This window comes from Micromonospora sp. NPDC007220 (assembly GCF_040634035.1).
GTDB lineage: Bacteria > Actinomycetota > Actinomycetes > Mycobacteriales > Micromonosporaceae > Micromonospora > Micromonospora reichwaldensis.
On the sequence record NZ_JBEYEU010000001.1, the window covers coordinates 330,449 to 348,303 of the forward strand.

Annotated in this window: 14 protein-coding genes; 12 read left to right on the top strand and 2 right to left on the bottom strand. The window is 73.6% G+C overall.

Annotation, left to right across the window (positions count from 1 at the left end):
• Window positions 1–171: 171 nt before the first annotated feature.
• The 5 genes from ABZ573_RS01670 (at window position 172) to ABZ573_RS01690 (ending at window position 8,161) form a co-directional block, all read left to right on the top strand.
• Window positions 172–2,526 (top strand): sodium-translocating pyrophosphatase, encoded by a 2,355-nt coding sequence (locus ABZ573_RS01670; protein WP_358114669.1) that lies wholly within the window; start codon window positions 172–174, stop codon window positions 2,524–2,526.
• A gap of 114 nt (window positions 2,527–2,640) precedes the next feature.
• Window positions 2,641–3,183 carry a hypothetical protein gene (locus ABZ573_RS01675; RefSeq protein WP_358114672.1) on the top strand — a complete coding sequence of 181 codons (543 nt, stop codon included), beginning with the start codon at window positions 2,641–2,643 and terminating at the stop codon, window positions 3,181–3,183.
• Between the two features lie 131 nt (window positions 3,184–3,314).
• The gene (locus tag ABZ573_RS01680) at window positions 3,315–3,884 is read left to right on the top strand and encodes a hypothetical protein (protein WP_358116077.1); all 570 of its coding nucleotides are present in this window, start codon (window positions 3,315–3,317) and stop codon (window positions 3,882–3,884) included.
• Between the two features lie 343 nt (window positions 3,885–4,227).
• Entirely contained in the window at window positions 4,228–7,059 is a 2,832-nt protein-coding gene (topA, locus tag ABZ573_RS01685) for a type I DNA topoisomerase (protein ID WP_151453430.1), read from the top strand.
• A gap of 139 nt (window positions 7,060–7,198) precedes the next feature.
• Entirely contained in the window at window positions 7,199–8,161 is a 963-nt protein-coding gene (locus ABZ573_RS01690) for a DUF559 domain-containing protein (RefSeq protein WP_358114675.1), read from the top strand.
• 132 nt (window positions 8,162–8,293) lie between these two features.
• Here the strand turns inward: ABZ573_RS01690 and ABZ573_RS01695 are convergent, their stop codons facing one another.
• Window positions 8,294–9,610 (bottom strand): D-arabinono-1,4-lactone oxidase, encoded by a 1,317-nt coding sequence (locus ABZ573_RS01695; protein WP_358114678.1) that lies wholly within the window; start codon window positions 9,608–9,610, stop codon window positions 8,294–8,296.
• 222 nt (window positions 9,611–9,832) lie between these two features.
• Here ABZ573_RS01695 and ABZ573_RS01700 point away from each other — a divergent pair, with 222 nt between their 5' ends.
• Window positions 9,833–10,405 (top strand): TetR family transcriptional regulator, encoded by a 573-nt coding sequence (locus ABZ573_RS01700; protein ID WP_151453433.1) that lies wholly within the window; start codon window positions 9,833–9,835, stop codon window positions 10,403–10,405.
• Between the two features lie 145 nt (window positions 10,406–10,550).
• Here the strand turns inward: ABZ573_RS01700 and ABZ573_RS01705 are convergent, their stop codons facing one another.
• Complete coding sequence (locus ABZ573_RS01705) at window positions 10,551–11,759, bottom strand: amino acid deaminase/aldolase (protein WP_358114681.1); 1,209 nt, start codon at window positions 11,757–11,759, stop codon at window positions 10,551–10,553.
• A 298-nt stretch (window positions 11,760–12,057) separates the two neighbouring features.
• Here ABZ573_RS01705 and tmk point away from each other — a divergent pair, with 298 nt between their 5' ends.
• From tmk to ricT, 6 genes are all read left to right on the top strand, one after another.
• Window positions 12,058–14,157: a dTMP kinase gene (tmk, locus tag ABZ573_RS01710; protein WP_151453445.1), complete on the top strand. Its 2,100-nt coding sequence runs from the start codon at window positions 12,058–12,060 to the stop codon at window positions 14,155–14,157.
• Window positions 14,157–15,428, top strand: coding sequence for a DNA polymerase III subunit delta' (locus tag ABZ573_RS01715; RefSeq protein WP_358114684.1), 1,272 nt, complete (start codon window positions 14,157–14,159; stop codon window positions 15,426–15,428). Before tmk ends, ABZ573_RS01715 begins: the two co-directional genes overlap by 1 nt.
• Before the next feature lie 181 nt (window positions 15,429–15,609).
• On the top strand, window positions 15,610–15,939 hold the full coding sequence (locus ABZ573_RS01720; RefSeq protein ID WP_121397041.1) for a YbaB/EbfC family nucleoid-associated protein: 330 nt from the start codon (window positions 15,610–15,612) through the stop codon (window positions 15,937–15,939).
• Between the two features lies 1 nt (window position 15,940).
• Window positions 15,941–16,246, top strand: coding sequence for a hypothetical protein (locus tag ABZ573_RS01725; protein WP_358114688.1), 306 nt, complete (start codon window positions 15,941–15,943; stop codon window positions 16,244–16,246).
• On the top strand, window positions 16,246–16,932 hold the full coding sequence (locus ABZ573_RS01730) for a hypothetical protein (RefSeq protein WP_151453436.1): 687 nt from the start codon (window positions 16,246–16,248) through the stop codon (window positions 16,930–16,932). The genes ABZ573_RS01725 and ABZ573_RS01730 overlap by 1 nt, the downstream gene beginning before the upstream one ends.
• Before the next feature lie 81 nt (window positions 16,933–17,013).
• Window positions 17,014–17,853, top strand: coding sequence for a regulatory iron-sulfur-containing complex subunit RicT (ricT, locus tag ABZ573_RS01735; protein ID WP_151453437.1), 840 nt, complete (start codon window positions 17,014–17,016; stop codon window positions 17,851–17,853).
• Window positions 17,854–17,855 lie beyond the last annotated feature (2 nt).

Genomic DNA, 17,855 nt, shown 5'->3' on the forward strand with positions numbered 1-17,855 from the left:
GGCTAGAGTACGCGAGTTGTCAGCAAGTGATCCATCCCGCGGCCAGCGGGAACGGTTGTTCATCGCTGGTCCGACCGGGGTGGAGTGGCGCGCGCTTGCGACTCCGCATCCAGGCGCCGGGTCGGTGCGTCTCCACCGGCCGGCGCGAGCGTTCGGTACAGGAGGACACAGATGTCCGACACCTTGGCCGCCGATGGCGGCGGGATCTCCCTCACCGGAAACAACGTCACGTACGTCGTCATCGCCGCGGTCATCGCGCTGGTGGCGCTCGCCTTCGCCGGCGCGCTGACGAAGGCCGTACTGGCCGCCGGCAAGGGCACCAACAAAATGCAGGAGATCTCCGGCGCGGTCCAGGAGGGCGCCTCGGCCTACCTGCTCCGGCAGTTCCGGACCCTGGCGATCTTCGTGGTCATCGCCGTGGTGCTGCTCTTCCTGCTGCCGGTGCACGGCACCGACGGCAGCGAAGTGGCGGTGAAGATCGGCCGGTCCGTCTTCTTCGTCGTGGGCGCGCTGTTCAGCGCGTTCATCGGCGGCGCCGGCATGTGGCTGGCCACCCGGGCCAACCTGCGGGTCGCCGCCGCCGCCCGGGAACGCGAAGGCGGCCGGGAGGCCGCGATGAAGATCGCCTTCCGCACCGGTGGCGTGGTCGGCTTCCTCACCGTCGGCCTCGGCCTCTTCGGCGCCGCGCTGGTCGTGCTGTTCTACCGCAGCGACGCGCCGACCGTGCTGGAGGGCTTCGGCTTCGGCGCCGCGCTGCTCGCCATGTTCATGCGGGTCGGCGGCGGCATCTTCACCAAGGCCGCCGACGTCGGCGCCGACCTGGTCGGCAAGGTCGAGCAGGGCATCCCCGAGGACGACCCGCGCAACGCCGCCACCATCGCCGACAACGTGGGCGACAACGTGGGTGACTGCGCCGGCATGGCCGCCGACCTCTTCGAGTCGTACGCGGTCACCCTGGTCGCCGCGCTGATCCTCGGCCGCGCCGCCTTCGGCGAGCAGGGCCTGGTCTTCCCGCTGATCGTCTCCACCATCGGCGTGCTCGTCGCGATCGTCGGCGTCTTCATCACCCGGCTGCGCGCCTCGGACCGCAACGGCCTGACCGCGATCAACCGGGCCTTCTACATCTCGGCGGTGCTCTCCGCGGTGCTGGTGGCGATCGCCACGTACGCGTACCTGCCGGCCACCTTCGCCGAGCTGGAGGGCGGGCTGACCGACGTCAGCGAGAACCCGCGGACGGTCGCCATCGGCGCGGTCGTCATCGGCATCGTGCTGGCGGCGGCGATCCAGGCGCTGACCGGCTACTTCACCGAGACCAACCGGCGCCCGGTGCAGGACATCGGCAAGAGCTCGCAGACGGGCGCCGCCACCGTCATCCTCGCCGGCATCAGCATCGGCCTGGAGTCGGCGGTCTACTCGGCGCTGCTGATCGGCGCCGGCGTGTTCGGCGCGTTCCTGCTCGGCGGCAGCTCCATCACGCTCTCGCTGTTCGCCGTGGCGATGGCCGGCACCGGCCTGCTCACCACGGTCGGCGTGATCGTCGCGATGGACACCTTCGGCCCGATCTCCGACAACGCCCAGGGCGTGGCGGAGATGTCCGGCGACATCGACGAGCACGGCGCCCGGACGCTCACCGAGCTGGACGCGGTCGGCAACACCACCAAGGCGATCACCAAGGGCATCGCGATCGCCACGGCGGTGCTCGCCGCGACGGCGCTGTTCGGCTCGTACACCGACACGCTGCGCACCGCGTACTCGGACGCCGGAGTGGGCGACGTCGGCACCGAGATCCTCAACTCGCTGAACGTGGCGAACCCGCGCAACCTGGTCGGCCTGATCATCGGCGCCGCGGTGGTGTTCCTCTTCTCCGGCCTGGCCATCAACGCGGTCTCCCGCTCGGCGGGCGCGGTCGTGATGGAGGTACGCCGGCAGTTCCGCGAGCTGCCCGGCATCATGGACGGCACCCAGCGCCCCGAGTACGGCAAGGTCGTCGACATCTGCACCCGGGACGCGCAGCGCGAGCTGGTGACCCCCGGTCTGCTCGCCATCCTCGCGCCGATCGCGGTGGGCTTCGGCCTCGGGCCGGGCGCGCTGGCGGCGTACCTGGCCGGTGCGATCGGCGCCGGCACGCTGATGGCGGTCTTCCTGTCCAACTCCGGCGGCGCCTGGGACAACGCCAAGAAGCTCGTCGAGGACGGCGCGTACGGCGGCAAGGGCTCCGAGTCGCACGCCGCCACGGTCATCGGCGACACCGTCGGCGACCCGTTCAAGGACACCGCCGGCCCGGCGATCAACCCGCTGATCAAGGTGATGAACCTGGTCTCGCTGCTGATCGCGCCGGCCGTGGTGGCCTGGAGCGTGGGCGACGAGCGGAACACCGCCCTGCGGGTGGGGATCGCCGTGGTGGCGACGCTGATCATCGCCGCGGCGGTGGTGTTCAGCAAGCGCAAGGGCGTGGCCATGTCCGACGCCGACTCCGGCACGGGTGCGGGCAGTCCGGACCAGCGGCCGGAGACGGTCAACGCCTGATCCGTCCGACATCGGAGGTCCCCGGTCGGCCCGCGCGGCCGGCCGGGGACCGCCCGTGCCACCCGGCAAACCTGTCCGGTGCCCGGACTCGACAGAGGCCGTACGCTGCAACGCATGCGCACGTGCCGGGCGGCAGCCGCCGGAAAGCTCACGGTGGTCCTGGCCACGCTCGTTCTCGTGCTGGCCGGATGCGGCGGCGGCACCAACTCCCGGGCGTGGGCGGCGTCGGTCTGCACCGCGCTCACCCCGTGGCGGGCCGAGATCAGCAAGCTGACCAGCAGCACCGACCAGCAGATGACCGCCCAGACCACCCCGGCGCAGGCGAAGGAGAACCTGGTGCGGCTCTTCGGCGGCGCGGAGCAGGCCAGCGAGACCGCCCGACGCAAGGTCGAGGAGGCCGGCGTACCGGACGCCGAGCGCGGCGAGGAGGTCTCGGCGGGCTTCCAGGCCTCGCTGGCGAAGGTGCGCGACGCGTACGGCAGGGCCCGCGACACCATCGACGGGCTGGGCACCGGCCAGCCCACCGTCTTCTACGACGGCGTCCGGGCCGCCGTGGACACCCTGAACAAGGAGTACGACGCCAGCGCGCTCGACACCAGCCAGCTCAACTCCGAGGAGTTGAAACGCGCCTTCGACGAGGTGCCGGAGTGTCGCTGAGCGGGACCGGTGACCCGTCGGGCGGCGAAGCGCTGCCGGTGCTCTTCCCGGCCCCCACGGACCGGGTCGCGCCGGTCGCCCGCCGACCCGTACCGCCCCCGCCGGCCGACGCCGACGAGTCCGCCCGGCAGCTGACCTTCTTCGGCGCGGAGGCGGCGGACCCGTCCATCGCCGATCTCGCCGGGCTGCTGGCCGGCCCGGGCGAGGCGGTCCGGATGGGCGGCACGGCCCGGCTCTCGATCGTGGTCGACGCGGCCTGGCGGGTGCACGTCCTCGTCGCCGAGCTGGCGCTGCGCGGGGTGGCGGCCACTTGGGAGGCGACCACCGACGGACGGCACGCGGTGCGCACCTCGTACGCCCGCACGCTGAAGCCGCTCGCGGCGGCCTGGCTGCGCGGTACGGGCAAGCGACCGCCCGCCGGCTTCCACCTCAACGGGCGGCGGCTGCGGCTCTGGCTCGCCGCGGCGGGAGCCGCCGAACCGTCCGGCTTCCTGCTCCGGCTCGGCGCCACCGACGAGGAGTGCTGGGTGCCGGTCGGCGGGGCGCTCGACGCGGTCGGCCTGGCCGGGGCGCTGCTCGGGCCCGGCGAGGGCGGGCCGGCGTACCGGATCACCGGCCGGCGGCGGCTCGCCCGCCTGGCCGAGCTGGTGGGCGACCCGCCGCCCGCCGCCCCCGCGACCGACTGGCCGGCCCGCTCCTGACCGCCCGTCGGCGCCCGCCTCGTCGCGCCGGTCGGGCCTGTCCGATGAGGGACAACAAGTGCGCAATTTCGCGGAAAACAGCCGGGTGGCGCCTCGACCGAGGGTCCGCCATCGTCACAGTGTCCCGCCCAGCGGCACACGCACGGTGTACGGTGGCGCCGTCCGGCACGCCCCGCCGCCGGCGGAGAAAGAGGCCGCCCCGCCGGGACGGTTTGCCGCCCGCGAAACCCGAAACGCGGACGGCGCGTTACGTTGGACATCCGGGCCGCCGGGGGTCGGCGGGCAGAGAGTGGCCCGAACCGGGCGCCGGTGGCTGCGAGCAGGAGTGAGGTCGGGGAGAGACGTGCCGAGCAACGCTGGAACCACCCGTCTGGTCATCGTCGAGTCACCGGCGAAGGCCAAGACGATCTCGGGCTATCTCGGCCCGGGGTACGTCGTGGAGGCCAGCTTCGGCCACGTCCGGGACCTCCCGCGCAACGCCGCCGACGTGCCGGCCAAGTACAAGGGCGAGTCGTGGGCCCGGCTCGGGGTGGACGTCGACAACGGCTTCCACGCCCTCTACGTGGTCTCCGCCGACCGCAAGCAGCAGATCAGCAAGCTGGTGAAGCTGGCCAAGGAGGTCGACGAGATCTTCCTGGCGACGGATGAGGACCGCGAGGGCGAGGCGATCGCCTGGCACCTGGTGGAGACGCTCAAGCCCAAGGTGCCGGTCAAGCGGATGGTCTTCCACGAGATCACCAAGCCGGCCATCCAGGCCGCGGTGGCCAACCCCCGCGAGATCGACCGGGACCTGGTCGACGCCCAGGAGGCCCGGCGCATCCTCGACCGCCTCTACGGCTACGAGGTCTCGCCCGTGCTGTGGAAGAAGGTCATGCCGAAGCTCTCGGCGGGCCGGGTGCAGTCCGTGGCGACGCGGATCGTGGTGGAGCGCGAGCGGCAGCGGATGGCCTTCCGCACGGCGGAGTACTGGGACATCCTGGCCACCCTGGCCGTGACGGACGCCAGCGAGGGGCCCCGCAACTTCAACGCCACCCTGGTCGCGCTGAACGGCGACCGGATCGCCACCGGCAAGGACTTCGAGCCGACCACCGGCCGGGTGAAGGCCGGCGCGGGCGTGGTCCACCTCGACGCCGGGGGCGCCCGGGGCCTCGCGGCCCGCCTGGAGGGCCGGCCGTTCACCGTCACCCGGGTCGAGGAGAAGCCCTACCGCCGCCGCCCGTACGCGCCGTTCATCACCTCCACCCTCCAGCAGGAGGCGGCCCGCAAGCTGCGGTTCTCGTCGCAGCAGACGATGCGCACCGCGCAGCGCCTCTACGAGAACGGCTACATCACCTACATGCGTACCGACTCGGTGAACCTGTCGGAAACCGCCATCACGGCGGCCCGCCGGCAGATCGTCGAGCTGTACGGCGAGCGCAGCGTGCCGCCGGAGCCGCGCCGCTACACCGGCAAGGTGAAGAACGCGCAGGAGGCGCACGAGGCGATCCGCCCGGCGGGGGACAACTTCCGCACCCCGGGCGACGTGGCCAAGGAGCTCTCCGCCGAGGAGTTCAAGCTCTACGAGCTGATCTGGCGGCGCACCATCGCCTCGCAGATGACCGACGCCGTCGGCTCGAGCGTCTCGGTGCGCATCCGCGCCGTCTCCTCCGCCCAGGAGGAGGCCGACTTCGGTGCCACCGGCAAGACCATCACCGACCCGGGCTTCCTGCGGGCGTACGTCGAGTCCAGCGACGACGAGAACGCCGAGGCCGAGGACGCCGAGCGTCGCCTGCCCAACCTGGTCAAGGGCCAGCCGCTCACCGCCGACGAACTGGCCGCGCAGGGCCACCACACCCAGCCACCGTCGCGCTACACCGAGGCGTCGCTGGTGAAGGCCCTCGAGGAGCTGGGCATCGGCCGCCCGTCGACGTACGCGTCGATCATGCAGACGATCCAGGACCGCGGCTACGTGACCAAGCGCGGCCAGGCGATGATCCCGACCTTCCTGGCCTTCGCCGTGATCGGCCTGCTGGAGCGGCACTACCCGCGCCTGATCGACTACGACTTCACCGCCAGCATGGAGAACGAGCTGGACGAGATCGCCGGCGGTGACCACGCCGCCGTCGACTTCCTCACCGCGTTCTACTTCGGCGGCGCCAACGGCGCCGGCGACCGGGACATCGCCCGCTCGGGCGGGCTGAAGAAGCTGGTCACCGAGAACATCAACGAGATCGACGCGCGCAGCGTCAACTCCATCCCGCTGTTCACCGACGACGAGGGCCGCGAGGTCGTCGTGCGGGTGGGCCGCTACGGGCCGTACCTCCAGCGGGCGGTGCCGGGCGAGCAGCAGGCGCCGGCCGCCGAGGGTGAGGAGGGCGGTGGCCAGGGCGACCGGGCCCCGATCCCCGAGGGGCTGGCGCCGGACGAGCTGACCCCGGAGAAGGTGCACGAGCTGTTCCTCGGCGGCGGGGGCGAGCGCAAGCTCGGCGACGACCCGGCCACCGGTGAGCCGATCCTGCTCAAGTCGGGCCGCTTCGGCCCGTACGTGGCCAGTGGCGAGCGCAAGTCGTCGCTGCTGCGCTCGCAGTCGCCGGACTCGCTGACCTTCGACGAGGCGCTGAAGCTGCTGAGCCTGCCCCGGCTGATCGGGGTGGCCCCGGACGGCGCCGAGGTCCTGGCGAACAACGGCCGCTACGGCCCGTACGTCAAGCAGGGCGACGAGTTCCGCTCGCTGGACTCCGAAGAGAAGATGTTCACCGTCACGCTGGACGAGGCGCTGGCCCTGCTGTCCGCCCCGAAGGCCCGCCAGCGCCGCGCCGCCGCGCCGCCGCTGCGGGAGATGGGCGTCGACCCGCTGACCGAGAAGCCGCTGGTCATCAAGGACGGCCGGTTCGGCCCGTACGTCACCGACGGCGAGACGAACGCGTCGCTGCGGCGCGGCCAGACCCCGGAGGCGCTGAGCATCGAGGAAGCCTCCGAGATGCTCGCCGAGAAGCGGGCGAAGGGGCCGGCGCCGAAGAAGAAGGCCGCCGCGAAGAAGGCGCCCGCGAAGAAGGCCACGGCGGCGAAGAAGACGGCCGCGGCGACCAAGTCGACGGCGGCGAAGAAGACCACGACGGCCAAGGCCACCACCGCCAGGAAGACCCCGGCAAAGAAGGCGGCCCCGAGAAAGGCCACCACCCCCAGCCCCGACTGACCCCCCGGCCGCCTCGCAAGCTGGCGTCGCAAGAGATCTTGGCAGGTCCAGGCCCCTCGAAGGGCCACCGCCTGCCAAGATCTCTTGCATTGTCCACAGGGGCAGCGCGTGGCGGTGCCTCGTGGGCAGGGTGGAGGGCGTGAGATTGCGCTTCACGCAACCCCCGGCGGCCCTGGGCCGGGCGGTGCCCGGCGACGACGCCGACGAGTTGACCTGGCTGCTCTTCCGGCAGGACGAGGTGATCAGCCTCGACCAGGCGCTGCGACACCTGTCCCACAAGGCGATCCGGCACCGGGTGACCAGCAGACGGTGGCGACACGTCCACCGTGCCGTCTTCGTGGCCCACAGCGGGCCGATCGGTCCCGCCCAGCTCCGATGGATCGCGGTGCTGGCCGCCGGGCCGGGCGCGATGCTCGGTGGGCTCACCGCCGCCCAGGCGGGAGGGCTGCGCGGCTTTTCCGACCTGGCGATCCACCTCCTGCTGCCGGCCGGCCGGCGGCGAGAGCTGCCGCAACGTGTGGTGGCGCACCGGACGACCCATCTGCCGGAGCGGGACGTGCTCGCGGTCGGGCAGCCACGTCGGACGATGCCCGCCCGGTCGGTCGTGGACGCGGCGCAGTGGGCGCGTACCGACGCGGAGGCCCGGGCGATCGTCGCGGCAGGCTTCCAGCAACGGATCGTGTGCGAGGAGGAGCTGCGCGAGGTCCTCGACCGGATGCCACGGCTGCGTCGCCGGAAACTGATCCTGAGCGTCGCCACGGACGCGGGCGGCGGGGCGCACTCCCTGGCCGAGTTGGACTTCCTGACTCTGACGCGCCGCGCCGGGCTGCCCGAACCCACTCGACAGAAGATCAGGTACGACACCACGGGACGGCGCCGCTACCTCGACGCGTACTTCGAGGAGTGGAGAGTGCACGTCGAGATCGACGGCGGCCAGCATCTCGACCCGCGTGCGGCCTGGGCCGACATGCGCCGTCAGAACGACCTGTGGGTCGAAGGGGATCGCGTCCTTCGATTCCCGTCCTGGGCCCTCCGCGCCCACCCGGCCGAGGTCATCGCCCAACTCCGTACGGCACTGCGCAGAGCGGGCTGGCCGGGCTGACGCCCGCCACAAGATCTTGGCAGCTCCCGGCCCCTCCGAGGGCCGCTCCTTGCCAAGATCGCTCGGCGAGCGGCGAGCGGCGAGCGGCGAGCGGCGAGCGGCGCCGCCGCGCGCCAGGGCGGGGGCGGTGTGTCAGCCGAGGGTTCGGGTCAGGTGGGGGTTGGTGAAGAGGTGGTGTGGGTCCAGGCGGGCGCGTAGCGCCTGGAAGTCCGCCCAGCGGGGGTAGGCCGTCGCGAGCGACTCCGCGTCGCGCCAGTGCAGCTTGCCCCAGTGGGGCCGGCCGCCGAGGCTCGCGGCGACCTGCTCGAAGGCCCGGAAGTACGGCTCGTACGGCATGCCGACGTACTGGTGGACGGCCACGTACGCCGACTCGCGCCCGTAGCCGTGGGAGAGCCAGATGTCGTCGGCGGCGGTGAACCGCACCTCGACCGGGAAGAGCACCTTGAACGGCAGCCCGTCGACGATGCGCCGCAGCGCGTCGAGCGCCTCGGGCAGGGCGTCGCGCGGCAGGGCGTACTCCATCTCCATGAAGCGGACCCGGCGCGGGGTGCAGAAGACCTGGTCGGAGCGGCCGGTGTAGCGGCGTTCGGTGAGTGCGCGGGCGGAGACGGCGCTGATGCCGGGGGCGAGCGCCGGCACGGCGCGGCCGAGCCGGCAGGCCCCGGCGAAGACAGTGTTGGAGAGGAACTCGTCGTCCAGCCAGCCGCGCCACCGGGGCAGTGGCCGGTCGTCTTCGGGCACCCGGTCGTTGGCCTTGACCTGCACTCGGGCGGTGTACGGGAACCAGTAGAACTCGACGTGGTCGTGCCTGTCGATCAGCGCGGGCAGTTCGTCGAGCACGGCCGCCAGCGGCGCCGGCCGCTCGTGGGCGCGCAGCACGAAGGCGTCCACGCAGCGCAGGGTCACCTCGACGAGCACCCCGAGCGCGCCCAGCGACACCCGGGCGGCGGCGAAGACGTCGGGGTGCTCGTCGGCGGAGCAGCGCAGCACCTCGCCGGTGCCGGTGACGAGGGTGAGCGCCTCGACGAACGTCGACAGGCAGCCGTAGGCGGCGCCGGTGCCGTGGGTGCCGGTGGAGATCGCGCCGGCGATCGTCTGTGCGTCGATGTCGCCCAGGTTGGGTAGGGCCAGGCCGTGTGCGGTGAGCAGTTCGTTGAGTGCGCGCAGGGTGATCCCGGCCGGTACGGTGACCAGTCGGCGGTCGGCGTCGACGCGTACCCCGGTGTCCAGGTGGGTCAGTTCCATGCGTCGTCCGTCGGTGACCGCGACGCCGGTGAAGGAGTGGCCGCTGCCCACCGCCCGGATCCGGTCCCCGGCCGCCGCGGCGGCGCGGACAGCCTCGGTGACGTCGGCGAGGGAGGCGGGGCGCAGGATGGTGGTGGCGGTGGCGCGTTGGTTGCCGGCCCAGTTGGACCAGGCTGCCAGGGTGGGCGGTGTGGTACCGGCCATGCGCACTCCTCCACATGAATGTGAACTGACTTCATATCAGCAACGTTGTCGCAGGTAAATACCGCAATCGAGGTTTGCTCGTTGTACCGGTAGTCACGAACCCGTGACGTGCAGATATGTTCATCCGTCGAAGGGGGGTGGCGAGTGTCCACACCAGCCGCCACAGCCGGGCCGCTGCGCCGCGTACCGGTGCAGGGTCGAAGTGTCGCACGGGTCCAGCGGATGCTGGACGCCTGTGCAGAACTCGTCGACGAGGTGGGGTACGAGGGTCTGACCACGACCCTGCTCGCCGAGCGTGCCGAGGTGGCGATCGGGTCGGTCTACCAGTTCTTCCCGGACAAGCGGGCGATCGTGCAGGCGCTGACCCTGCGCACGATGGAGTCCTACCTCCAGCGGCTCGACGAGCGGTTCGCCTCCGACGACCTGACCCACTGGTGGGACGGGGTCGACGCGGGCATCGACGAGTACATCACGATGCACCGCACCGTTCCGGGATTCCGTACCCTGCACTTCGGCGACGTGGTCGACCTGCACCTGCTCGACGAGCAGCGGGACAACAACGGCGTGATCGCGGACCAGTTGGCCCGCGTACTCGCCGAGCGCTTCGGGCTCGACGTCCCCGACCTCCGGTTCCACCTGGAGATCGCCGTGGAGGCGGCCGACGCGCTGATCAAGTTGGCGTTCCGCCGGCTGCCCGAGGGCGACGACCGGGTCCTGGCCGAGGCGAAGGCGCTGATCCGGGAGTACCTGCACCGCCAGGTCGACGCCCCGGCCGACGCCAACCAGTCCGGCTGACCCGGCCGACGGCCGACCAGCCGGGCCGCGGTCGACCAGCCCGGCCGGCGGGCGACGGCGATCAACCCGGCCGACGGCTGACCAGCCCGACGGAGGGTCTCGCCGACGCGGGCGCAAGCTGGCGGTGCCGCGCTGGGCGGCCGGATCAGAGGAAGGCGTGGCCCTCGCCCCGGTAGGTGGGCACGGTGGCCACGACCGCGTCCCCCTCGATCAGGTGCAACTCGTTGACGCGCTCGCACAGCTCGCCGGCCTTGGCGTGCCGGAACCAGACCCGGTCGCCGACCCGCAGCGCGCCGGCCGCCGTGCCGGCCAGCGGGGTCTGCACCTCGCCGGCCCCCTCGGTGCCGATCAGCTTGAGGCCCTCCGGCAGCCACGGCCGGGGCAGCCGGCTGTCCTCGGCCGGGCCGGAGGCGATCCAGCCGCCGCCGAGCACGGTGGCCAGGCCGGGCCCCGGGCGGCGGACCACCGCGCAGGCGAAGGCCGCCGCCGGGGTGGGGCGCCAGGCGCGGTACGCGTCGAACAGCGTCGGTCCGTACAGGCCCGATCCCGCGGTGACCTCGGTGACCGCGGGATCGGCGCTGGTCGCGGCCACGCTGCCGGTGCCGCCGCCGTTGACGAACTCCAGGTCGGCGTGTTCGCGTACGGCGGCCACCGCCGCGCCCCGGCGGGCCAGCAACTCGCGGTACGACCCGCGCTGGGCCAGCCGGATCGCGGAGCCGAGCACCGCCCGCCCGGGCGGCGCGTCGCCGAGGCCGGCGATCTGCGCCTCGTACGCCATCAGCCCGACCAGCCGGAAGCCGGCGCGGTCGGCGACGGTGGCGGCGAGCGTACCGGCGGCCCGGGCGCTGTGCACCGGCGAGCGGCGCACCCCGACGTGCACCCGCCCGCCCAGCGGTCGCCAGGAGGCGTCCAGGTCGAGGCAGACCCGCAGCTCGGGGCGGCGCCCGGGCGGGCACACGGCGTCGACGAGGTCGAGCTGGTCGGTGCCGTCGATCATCAGCGTGACGGCCGCGGCGAGCGCCGGGTCGGCGGCGAGCGCGGCGAGTGCCCCCCGGTCGGCCGTGGGGTACGCCACCAGCGCGTCGTCGGTCACGCCGGCGCGGACCAGCCAGAGCGCCTCGGGCAGGGTGAAGGCCATCACGCCCCGCCAGCCGGGACGCCCCAGCGCCCGGCCGATCAGGTCCCGGGCGCGGACCGACTTGCTGGCGATCCGGACCGGCTTGCCGTCGGCCCGTTCTGCCAGCGCGGCGGCGTTGTCGTCGAAGGCCGCGAGGTCCACGACGGCGTACGGCGGGTCGAGGTGCGCGGTCGCCCGGTCGAGGCGGTCACGAAGTTTGTCGCTTTCGATGGCCACGTGTGCACGCTAACTGTCTGGGAGCCAATGCGAAATACCCTCGCGTCTGTCCGGGCTGCGGGCGGTGGCTGCGGCGGCCTAGGCTCGACGAACAGGAGAATGTCGCGGCGGGGTGGGTCCCCGCCGGGTCTAGAGTGTTCCACCGGGACTGCCCAGCGATGGGCCGGCACGTGGAGGTACGGCCATCGAAAGCCAGTTCAACGGCGAGTCGCCCGGCGTGTCGTCGTCCTCGTCCAAGCCCAGCGGCGCCACCGAGAAGCCCGGCCCGGACCACTCCGGTTACGCCGCCATCCGCTCGGTGCTGCGGATCACCCCGTTCCGCCGGCTCTGGATCGTGCTCGGCGCGGCCTCCTTCGGCGACTGGTTCGGCCTGCTCGCCACCAGCGTCTTCGCCGCCTCCCAGGTCGAGGGCAGCACCGCCCAGGGCGCCGCGTTCGGTGGCGTGATCGCCATCCGGCTGCTGCCGGCGCTGGTGCTCGGCCCGGTCGCCGGCGTGTTCGCCGACCGGTTCGACCGGCGCTGGACCATGGTCATCTGCGACGTGCTGCGCTTCCTGCTCTTCGCCTCGATCCCGCTGGTCGCGTTGCTCGGGGCGAGCGGGCCGGTCGTGGTCGGCTGGGCGGCGATCGCCACCTTCCTGATCGAGTCGATCACGCTGCTGTGGATCCCGGCCAAGGAGGCCGCGGTCCCCAACCTGATCCCGCGCGCCCGGCTGGAGGCCGCCAACCAGCTCACGCTGATCACCACGTACGGCCTCACCCCCATCCTCGCCGCGCTGATCCTCGCCGCGCTCGACGGCATCGTGCGGGGGGCCACCGGGGGCTCGACGCCGGACTGGGCCGCGCCGGCCGACCTGGCGCTCTGGTTCAACGCGTTCTCCCGGCTGGCCACCGCGCTGGTGGTGGCGTACGGCATCAAGGAGATCAGCCAGGGGCAGTCCGCCGAGACGGACCGCACCGAGCAGAGCATGATGCGCCAGTTCAAGGAGGGCTGGCGCTACATCGGCCAGACCCCGCTGGTCCGCGGCCTGGTGCTCGGCATCTTCGGCGCGTTCGCCGGCGGCGGCATCGTGATCGGCACCGCCAAGTTCTTCGCCACCTCGCTCGGCGCCGGTGACGCCGCCTTCTACCTGCTCTTCGGCGCCATCTTCGTCGGCCTCGCGCTCGGCATCGGGCTCGGCCCGATGATCGTCAAGGAGATGTCCCGGCGGCGCTGGTTCGGCATGAGCATCGTGCTGGCCAGCGCATCGGTGATGGCCCTGGCGTTCGCCATCCACCTCTCCATGGCGATGGTCGGCGCGGTCCTGGTCGGCGCGGGCGCCGGCATGGCCTTCCTCTCCGGCACCACCCTGCTCGGCGGCGAGATCGCCGACGAGGTGCGCGGCCGGGTCTTCGCGGTGGTGCAGATCGGCACCCGGCTGGTGCTGATCCTCGCGATCGGCCTCAGCAGCCTGCTCGCCGGCGTCGGCGGCTCGCGCCGGCTGGAACTGGCCGACCTGGGCGTGTCGATCTCGTCCACCCGACTGCTGCTGCTCGCCGCCGGCGCCGCCGGCATCTTCGCCGGGATCAGCGCGTTCGGGCAGATGGACGACAAGAAGGGCGTTCCCGTCCTGGCCGACCTCTGGGGCTCGATCCGGGGACGCCCGCTGATGCCGGCCGAGCCGTTCGTCTCCGCCGGCCTCTTCGTGGTCTTCGAGGGCGGCGAGGGCGCCGGCAAGTCCACGCAGCTCGCCGCGCTCGCCGAGCGGCTGCGTGGGCAGGGGCGCGACGTGGTGGTGACCCGCGAGCCGGGGGCCACCGCCGTCGGCGAGCGGATCCGGTCGCTGCTGCTCGGCGCGCCCGGCTCCGACGTGCCGTCGCCGCGCGCCGAGGCGCTGCTCTACGCCGCCGACCGGGCGCACCACGTGGCCACCGTCGTCCGGCCGGCGCTCGTCCGGGGCGCGGTCGTGATCAGCGACCGGTACGTCGACTCGTCCCTGGCGTACCAGGGGGCAGGGCGGACGCTCCCCGTCGACGAGGTCTCCTGGCTCTCGTCGTGGGCCACCGGCGGGCTCAAGCCCGACCTGGTGGTGCTGCTGGACGTCGAACCGCACACCGGCCTGGCCCGGGTGGCGGCGCGTGCCGAGGCGGCCGACCACCTGGAGGCCGAGTCCGTCGCCTTCCACGAGCGGGTCCGCTACGCCTTCCTCGACCTCGCCGCCGCCGACCCGAAGCGCTACCTGGTGCTCGACGCGTCCCGCCCGGTCGAGGAGATCACCGGGCAGGTGGCCCGGCGGGTCGAGGAGATGTTCGGCAGCCCCGGCGGCATCGTGCACCCGCGCCCCGCGCAGGGACCGGACACCTCGGTGCAGCCGGAGTTATCCGAATCGGAGCTGGTACCGATGGAGCGCCGGACCTGATGCCCGACGTCTTCGCCGACCTGGTCGGGCAGGACGAGGCGGTCGACACGCTGCGCCGGGCCGCCGCCGCGGCGTCCGCCGTGCTGCGCGCCGCCGCCCCACCCACGACCGACGCCGCCGGGGACGAGTTCGACGCGCTCGCCGACGAGTCCGACGGCGGTCAGCCGGCGCCCGTCGTCGACGCGGGGGCGGGGATGACGCACGCCTGGATCTTCACCGGGCCGCCCGGGTCGGGCCGGTCGGTGGCGGCGCGGGCCTTCGCCGCCGCCCTCCAGTGCGCGTACGGCACCGGCTGCGGCGGGTGCCCCGGCTGCCACACCACGATGACCGGCACCCACGCCGACGTCCGGATGGTGGTGCCGGAGGGGCTCTCCATCGGCGTCAACGAGATGCGGGCGCTGGTGCTGCGCGCCGCCAGCACCCCGTCCGGCGGGCGCTGGCAGGTGGTGGTCATCGAGGACGCGGACCGGCTCACCGAGGCGGCCGGCAACGCGCTGCTCAAGGCCATCGAGGAGCCGCCGCCGCGGACGGTCTTCCTGCTCTGCGCCCCGTCGACCCACCCGGACGACATCTCGGTGACCATCCGGTCGCGCTGCCGGGTCGTACCGCTGGTGCAGCCGGCACCGGAGGCGGTGGCCGAGGTGCTGGCCCGCCGGGACGGCGTCGCGCCCGACGTGGCGCGCTGGGCCGCGGCGGCGGCGCAGGGGCACGTGGGACGGGCCCGCCGGCTGGCCCGCGACCCGGAGGCGCGCACGCGCCGGGAGGCGGTGCTCGCGGTGCCGCGCCGGCTGACCGGCGTGGGTGCCGCCTTCGACGCGGCGTCGGCGCTGATCGAGGCGGCCGAGGCGGAGGCCGAGGCATCCGTCGCGGAGACCGCCGCGGCCGAGCGGGCGGCGCTGGAGACCGCGCTCGGCGCCGGTGGCACCGGGCGGGGCGCGGCCGGCGCCATCCGGGGCGCCGCCGGGCAACTGAAGGACCTGGAGAAGCGGCAGAAGTCCCGGGCCACCCGGGCCCAGCGGGACGCGCTGGACCGGGCGCTGGTCGACCTGGCCGGCTTCTACCGCGACGCGCTCACCATGGCGCTGCGCGCCCCCGTCGCGCCGGTGCACACCGACACCGCCGCGCTGGCCGGGGCGGGCGCGCAGAAATGGGACGCCGAGGGGGCGCTGCGCCGCCTGGAAGCGGTGCTGGAGTGCCGGGCGGCGATCGAGGCGAACGTCAAGCCCCGGATCGCCGTCGAGGCGATGATGCTCTCGCTCTGGAAGGGCTGAGCCCGCCGACCGGACCGCCCGAGCCGGGGCTTCAGCGGCCGACCCGCCCCCGGAGTCCCGGCGGCCGGACCGGTTGTCCACAGGCATCGACAGGCGCAATTGCTGTGCGGTACGGTCCGGTGTGCCGCCGTGACGGTGGCAGCACGCACAGTGATTTTCCTGTTCCGGGAGGGGTCCGCCGATGCCGCGGGGGGAGATCGACGAGGCCTGGATCGAGGAGGCGGTGCGGCGCTACCGCCGGATCGAGTCCCTCCAGACCGAGTTCGACCAGGCGGTGTCGACCGTCGAGGTCACCGTGCGGTCGCCCGACGGGCTGGTCGAGGTGGTGGTCACCGCCGGCGGGCGGATCACCGACGTGCGCTTCCTGGGCCCGCTGCACACCCGCAACCCCCGCGACGTCGCCGGCTCGGTGCAGGCGGCGGTCACCGCGGCGGCCGACGCCGCCCAGTGGGCCCGGGAGAAGCTGCACAACGAGACCTTCGCCGCCTACCGGCCGCTGGCGGGAGCCTGAGATGGAGAGCCTGCGCGCCCTCGCCGCCCGGCTCGACGAGGCGAGCGAGACCATGACCGCCGTGTCCCGCACGGTCACCGCCGGCGACCCGGCGCAGGCCGCGTTCGGCGTCTACGCCCCCGGCCGGCCCGGGGAGATCGGGCGGGCCCTGCACCGGCAGTGGACCGCCGCCACCGGCGACCGGGCCCGGGAGGCGCACGTCGCCGCCCAGCGGCTGGCCGCCGCCGCAGCGGCGGTGCGGGCCGCCGCCGACCACTACGCGGACGTCGACCGCGCCGCTCGCCACCGGCTGACCGGGGAGGCGTGATGGACGCGCTGGACCGGCTCGCCGAGCCCGGCCTCGACCTGCTCCGCCGGGTCGACACGCTGCTCGCTGCGGGGGCCCCCGAGGGGCATCGCGTGTGGCCGCTGCTGCGCCGGATGCAGGTGCTTCCCGGCGAGGCCGTCCGCAACTTCCTCGACCTGCATCCGGCACCGCTGGCCGCCGCCGGCCACACCGCGCGCCGCCTGATGCGGGGCTACGACGACGCCTGCGCCGCGCTGACCGACCCGGTGCTCTGGTCCGGCCCGGCCGCGTCGTCCTACGGGCAGGCCCGGGCGGCCCTGCTGCGCCACCTCGACGAGGGGCCGGAGAGCCTGGTCGGCCGGCTGGAGTCGACGGCCGGCTACGCCGACGCGCTCGCCGACTGGGTGGAGGGCAGCCGGCTCGCACTGGCCCGGGCGCTCGCCGACGTCCTCCGGTGTGCCGAGGCGGTGACCGTGGTCGCCGCGACGTCGACGCCGGGCGGCGCACCGGGGCACCGGGCAGCCGCGGGTCCGGGCGCGACCGAGGCCGCCGAGATCGCCGCGCGGGTGCTGGCGGTGCTCTGCGTCGCGTACGACGGGGCCGAGACCCTGCTGCGCCAGTGGGCGCCGAGCCTCGCCGAGTCCCGCTGGCGGGCGCCCGTGGTCGACCGCCCCCGCTACGACACCCCCACCCGCGTCGGCTGGTGACGGACCCCGGATGCACGCGCGGTAGCCGGATGGCGACTGCCGGCCCGGCCGCCCCGGCCCGCGCGTCGTAGGGTGTGAGGCATGGGCATGCTCTGCGCGGTCAGCTTCCAGCGGTACGGGCGCCTCTACTACCTGGACCCGGGCGAGCTGCGTCCCCAGGTCGGCGACAAGGTGCTGGTGCCCACCGACGACGGGCCCGAGGTGGCCGAGTGCGTCTGGGCGGCGCAGTGGGTCACCGAGGAGACCGAGGGCTTCCCCCGGCTGGCCGGCCTGGCCGGCGAGGAGGACCTGCGTCGCGACGAGACGGTGCGCCGCCGCAAGGCCGAGGCCAAGGTCGCGGCGAAGCGGCTGATCCGGGAGCACGCCCTGCCGATGAAGGTGGTGGCGATCGACCATGTGCTGGGCGCCGCCGAGGGTGGTGGCGAGCGGAGCACCATCTACTTCACGGCCCCGCACCGGGTGGACTTCCGCGCGTTGGTCCGGGACCTCGGCGCCACCCTGCACTGCCGGGTCGAGCTGCGGCAGCTCTCCGCCCGGGACTCGGCGCGGGTGCAGGGCGGCATCGGCTCCTGCGGCCGGGACCTCTGCTGCGCCACCTTCCTCAACGACTTCGAGCCGGTCACCATCCGGATGGCGAAGGACCAGGACCTGCCGCTCAACCCGCTGCGTATCTCCGGGGCGTGCGGCCGGCTCATGTGTTGCCTCAAGTACGAGCACCCGCTCTACCAACGGTTCCAGGAGTCGGCCCCGGCGATCGGCACGCGCGTGTCGACGCCGGAGGGCGACGGCCGGGTCGTCGGCCACAGCGTTCCCCGGGACTCCGTCACGGTACGTCTCGACGCTGACGGCTCCCGCTGTTCCTGCTCCCGCGCCTCGGTCTGCGGCCCCCGCCAGGCCCACGACCAGCACTACACCTCCTAGCC

Bases quoted from the DNA above. Each gene is read 5' to 3' on its own strand.
- ABZ573_RS01700 (WP_151453433.1), top strand. From the start codon at position 9,833: ATGCTGGACGCCTGTGCAGAACTCGTCGACGAGGTGGGGTACGAGGGT.
- ABZ573_RS01725 (WP_358114688.1), top strand. From the start codon at position 15,941: ATGGAGAGCCTGCGCGCCCTCGCCGCCCGGCTCGACGAGGCGAGCGAG.
- ABZ573_RS01695 (WP_358114678.1), bottom strand. From the start codon at position 9,610: ATGGCCGGTACCACACCGCCCACCCTGGCAGCCTGGTCCAACTGGGCC.
- ABZ573_RS01670 (WP_358114669.1), top strand. From the start codon at position 172: ATGTCCGACACCTTGGCCGCCGATGGCGGCGGGATCTCCCTCACCGGA.
- ABZ573_RS01675 (WP_358114672.1), top strand. From the start codon at position 2,641: ATGCGCACGTGCCGGGCGGCAGCCGCCGGAAAGCTCACGGTGGTCCTG.
- ricT (WP_151453437.1), top strand. From the start codon at position 17,014: ATGGGCATGCTCTGCGCGGTCAGCTTCCAGCGGTACGGGCGCCTCTAC.
- ABZ573_RS01715 (WP_358114684.1), top strand. From the start codon at position 14,157: ATGCCCGACGTCTTCGCCGACCTGGTCGGGCAGGACGAGGCGGTCGAC.
- ABZ573_RS01730 (WP_151453436.1), top strand. From the start codon at position 16,246: ATGGACGCGCTGGACCGGCTCGCCGAGCCCGGCCTCGACCTGCTCCGC.
- ABZ573_RS01720 (WP_121397041.1), top strand. From the start codon at position 15,610: ATGCCGCGGGGGGAGATCGACGAGGCCTGGATCGAGGAGGCGGTGCGG.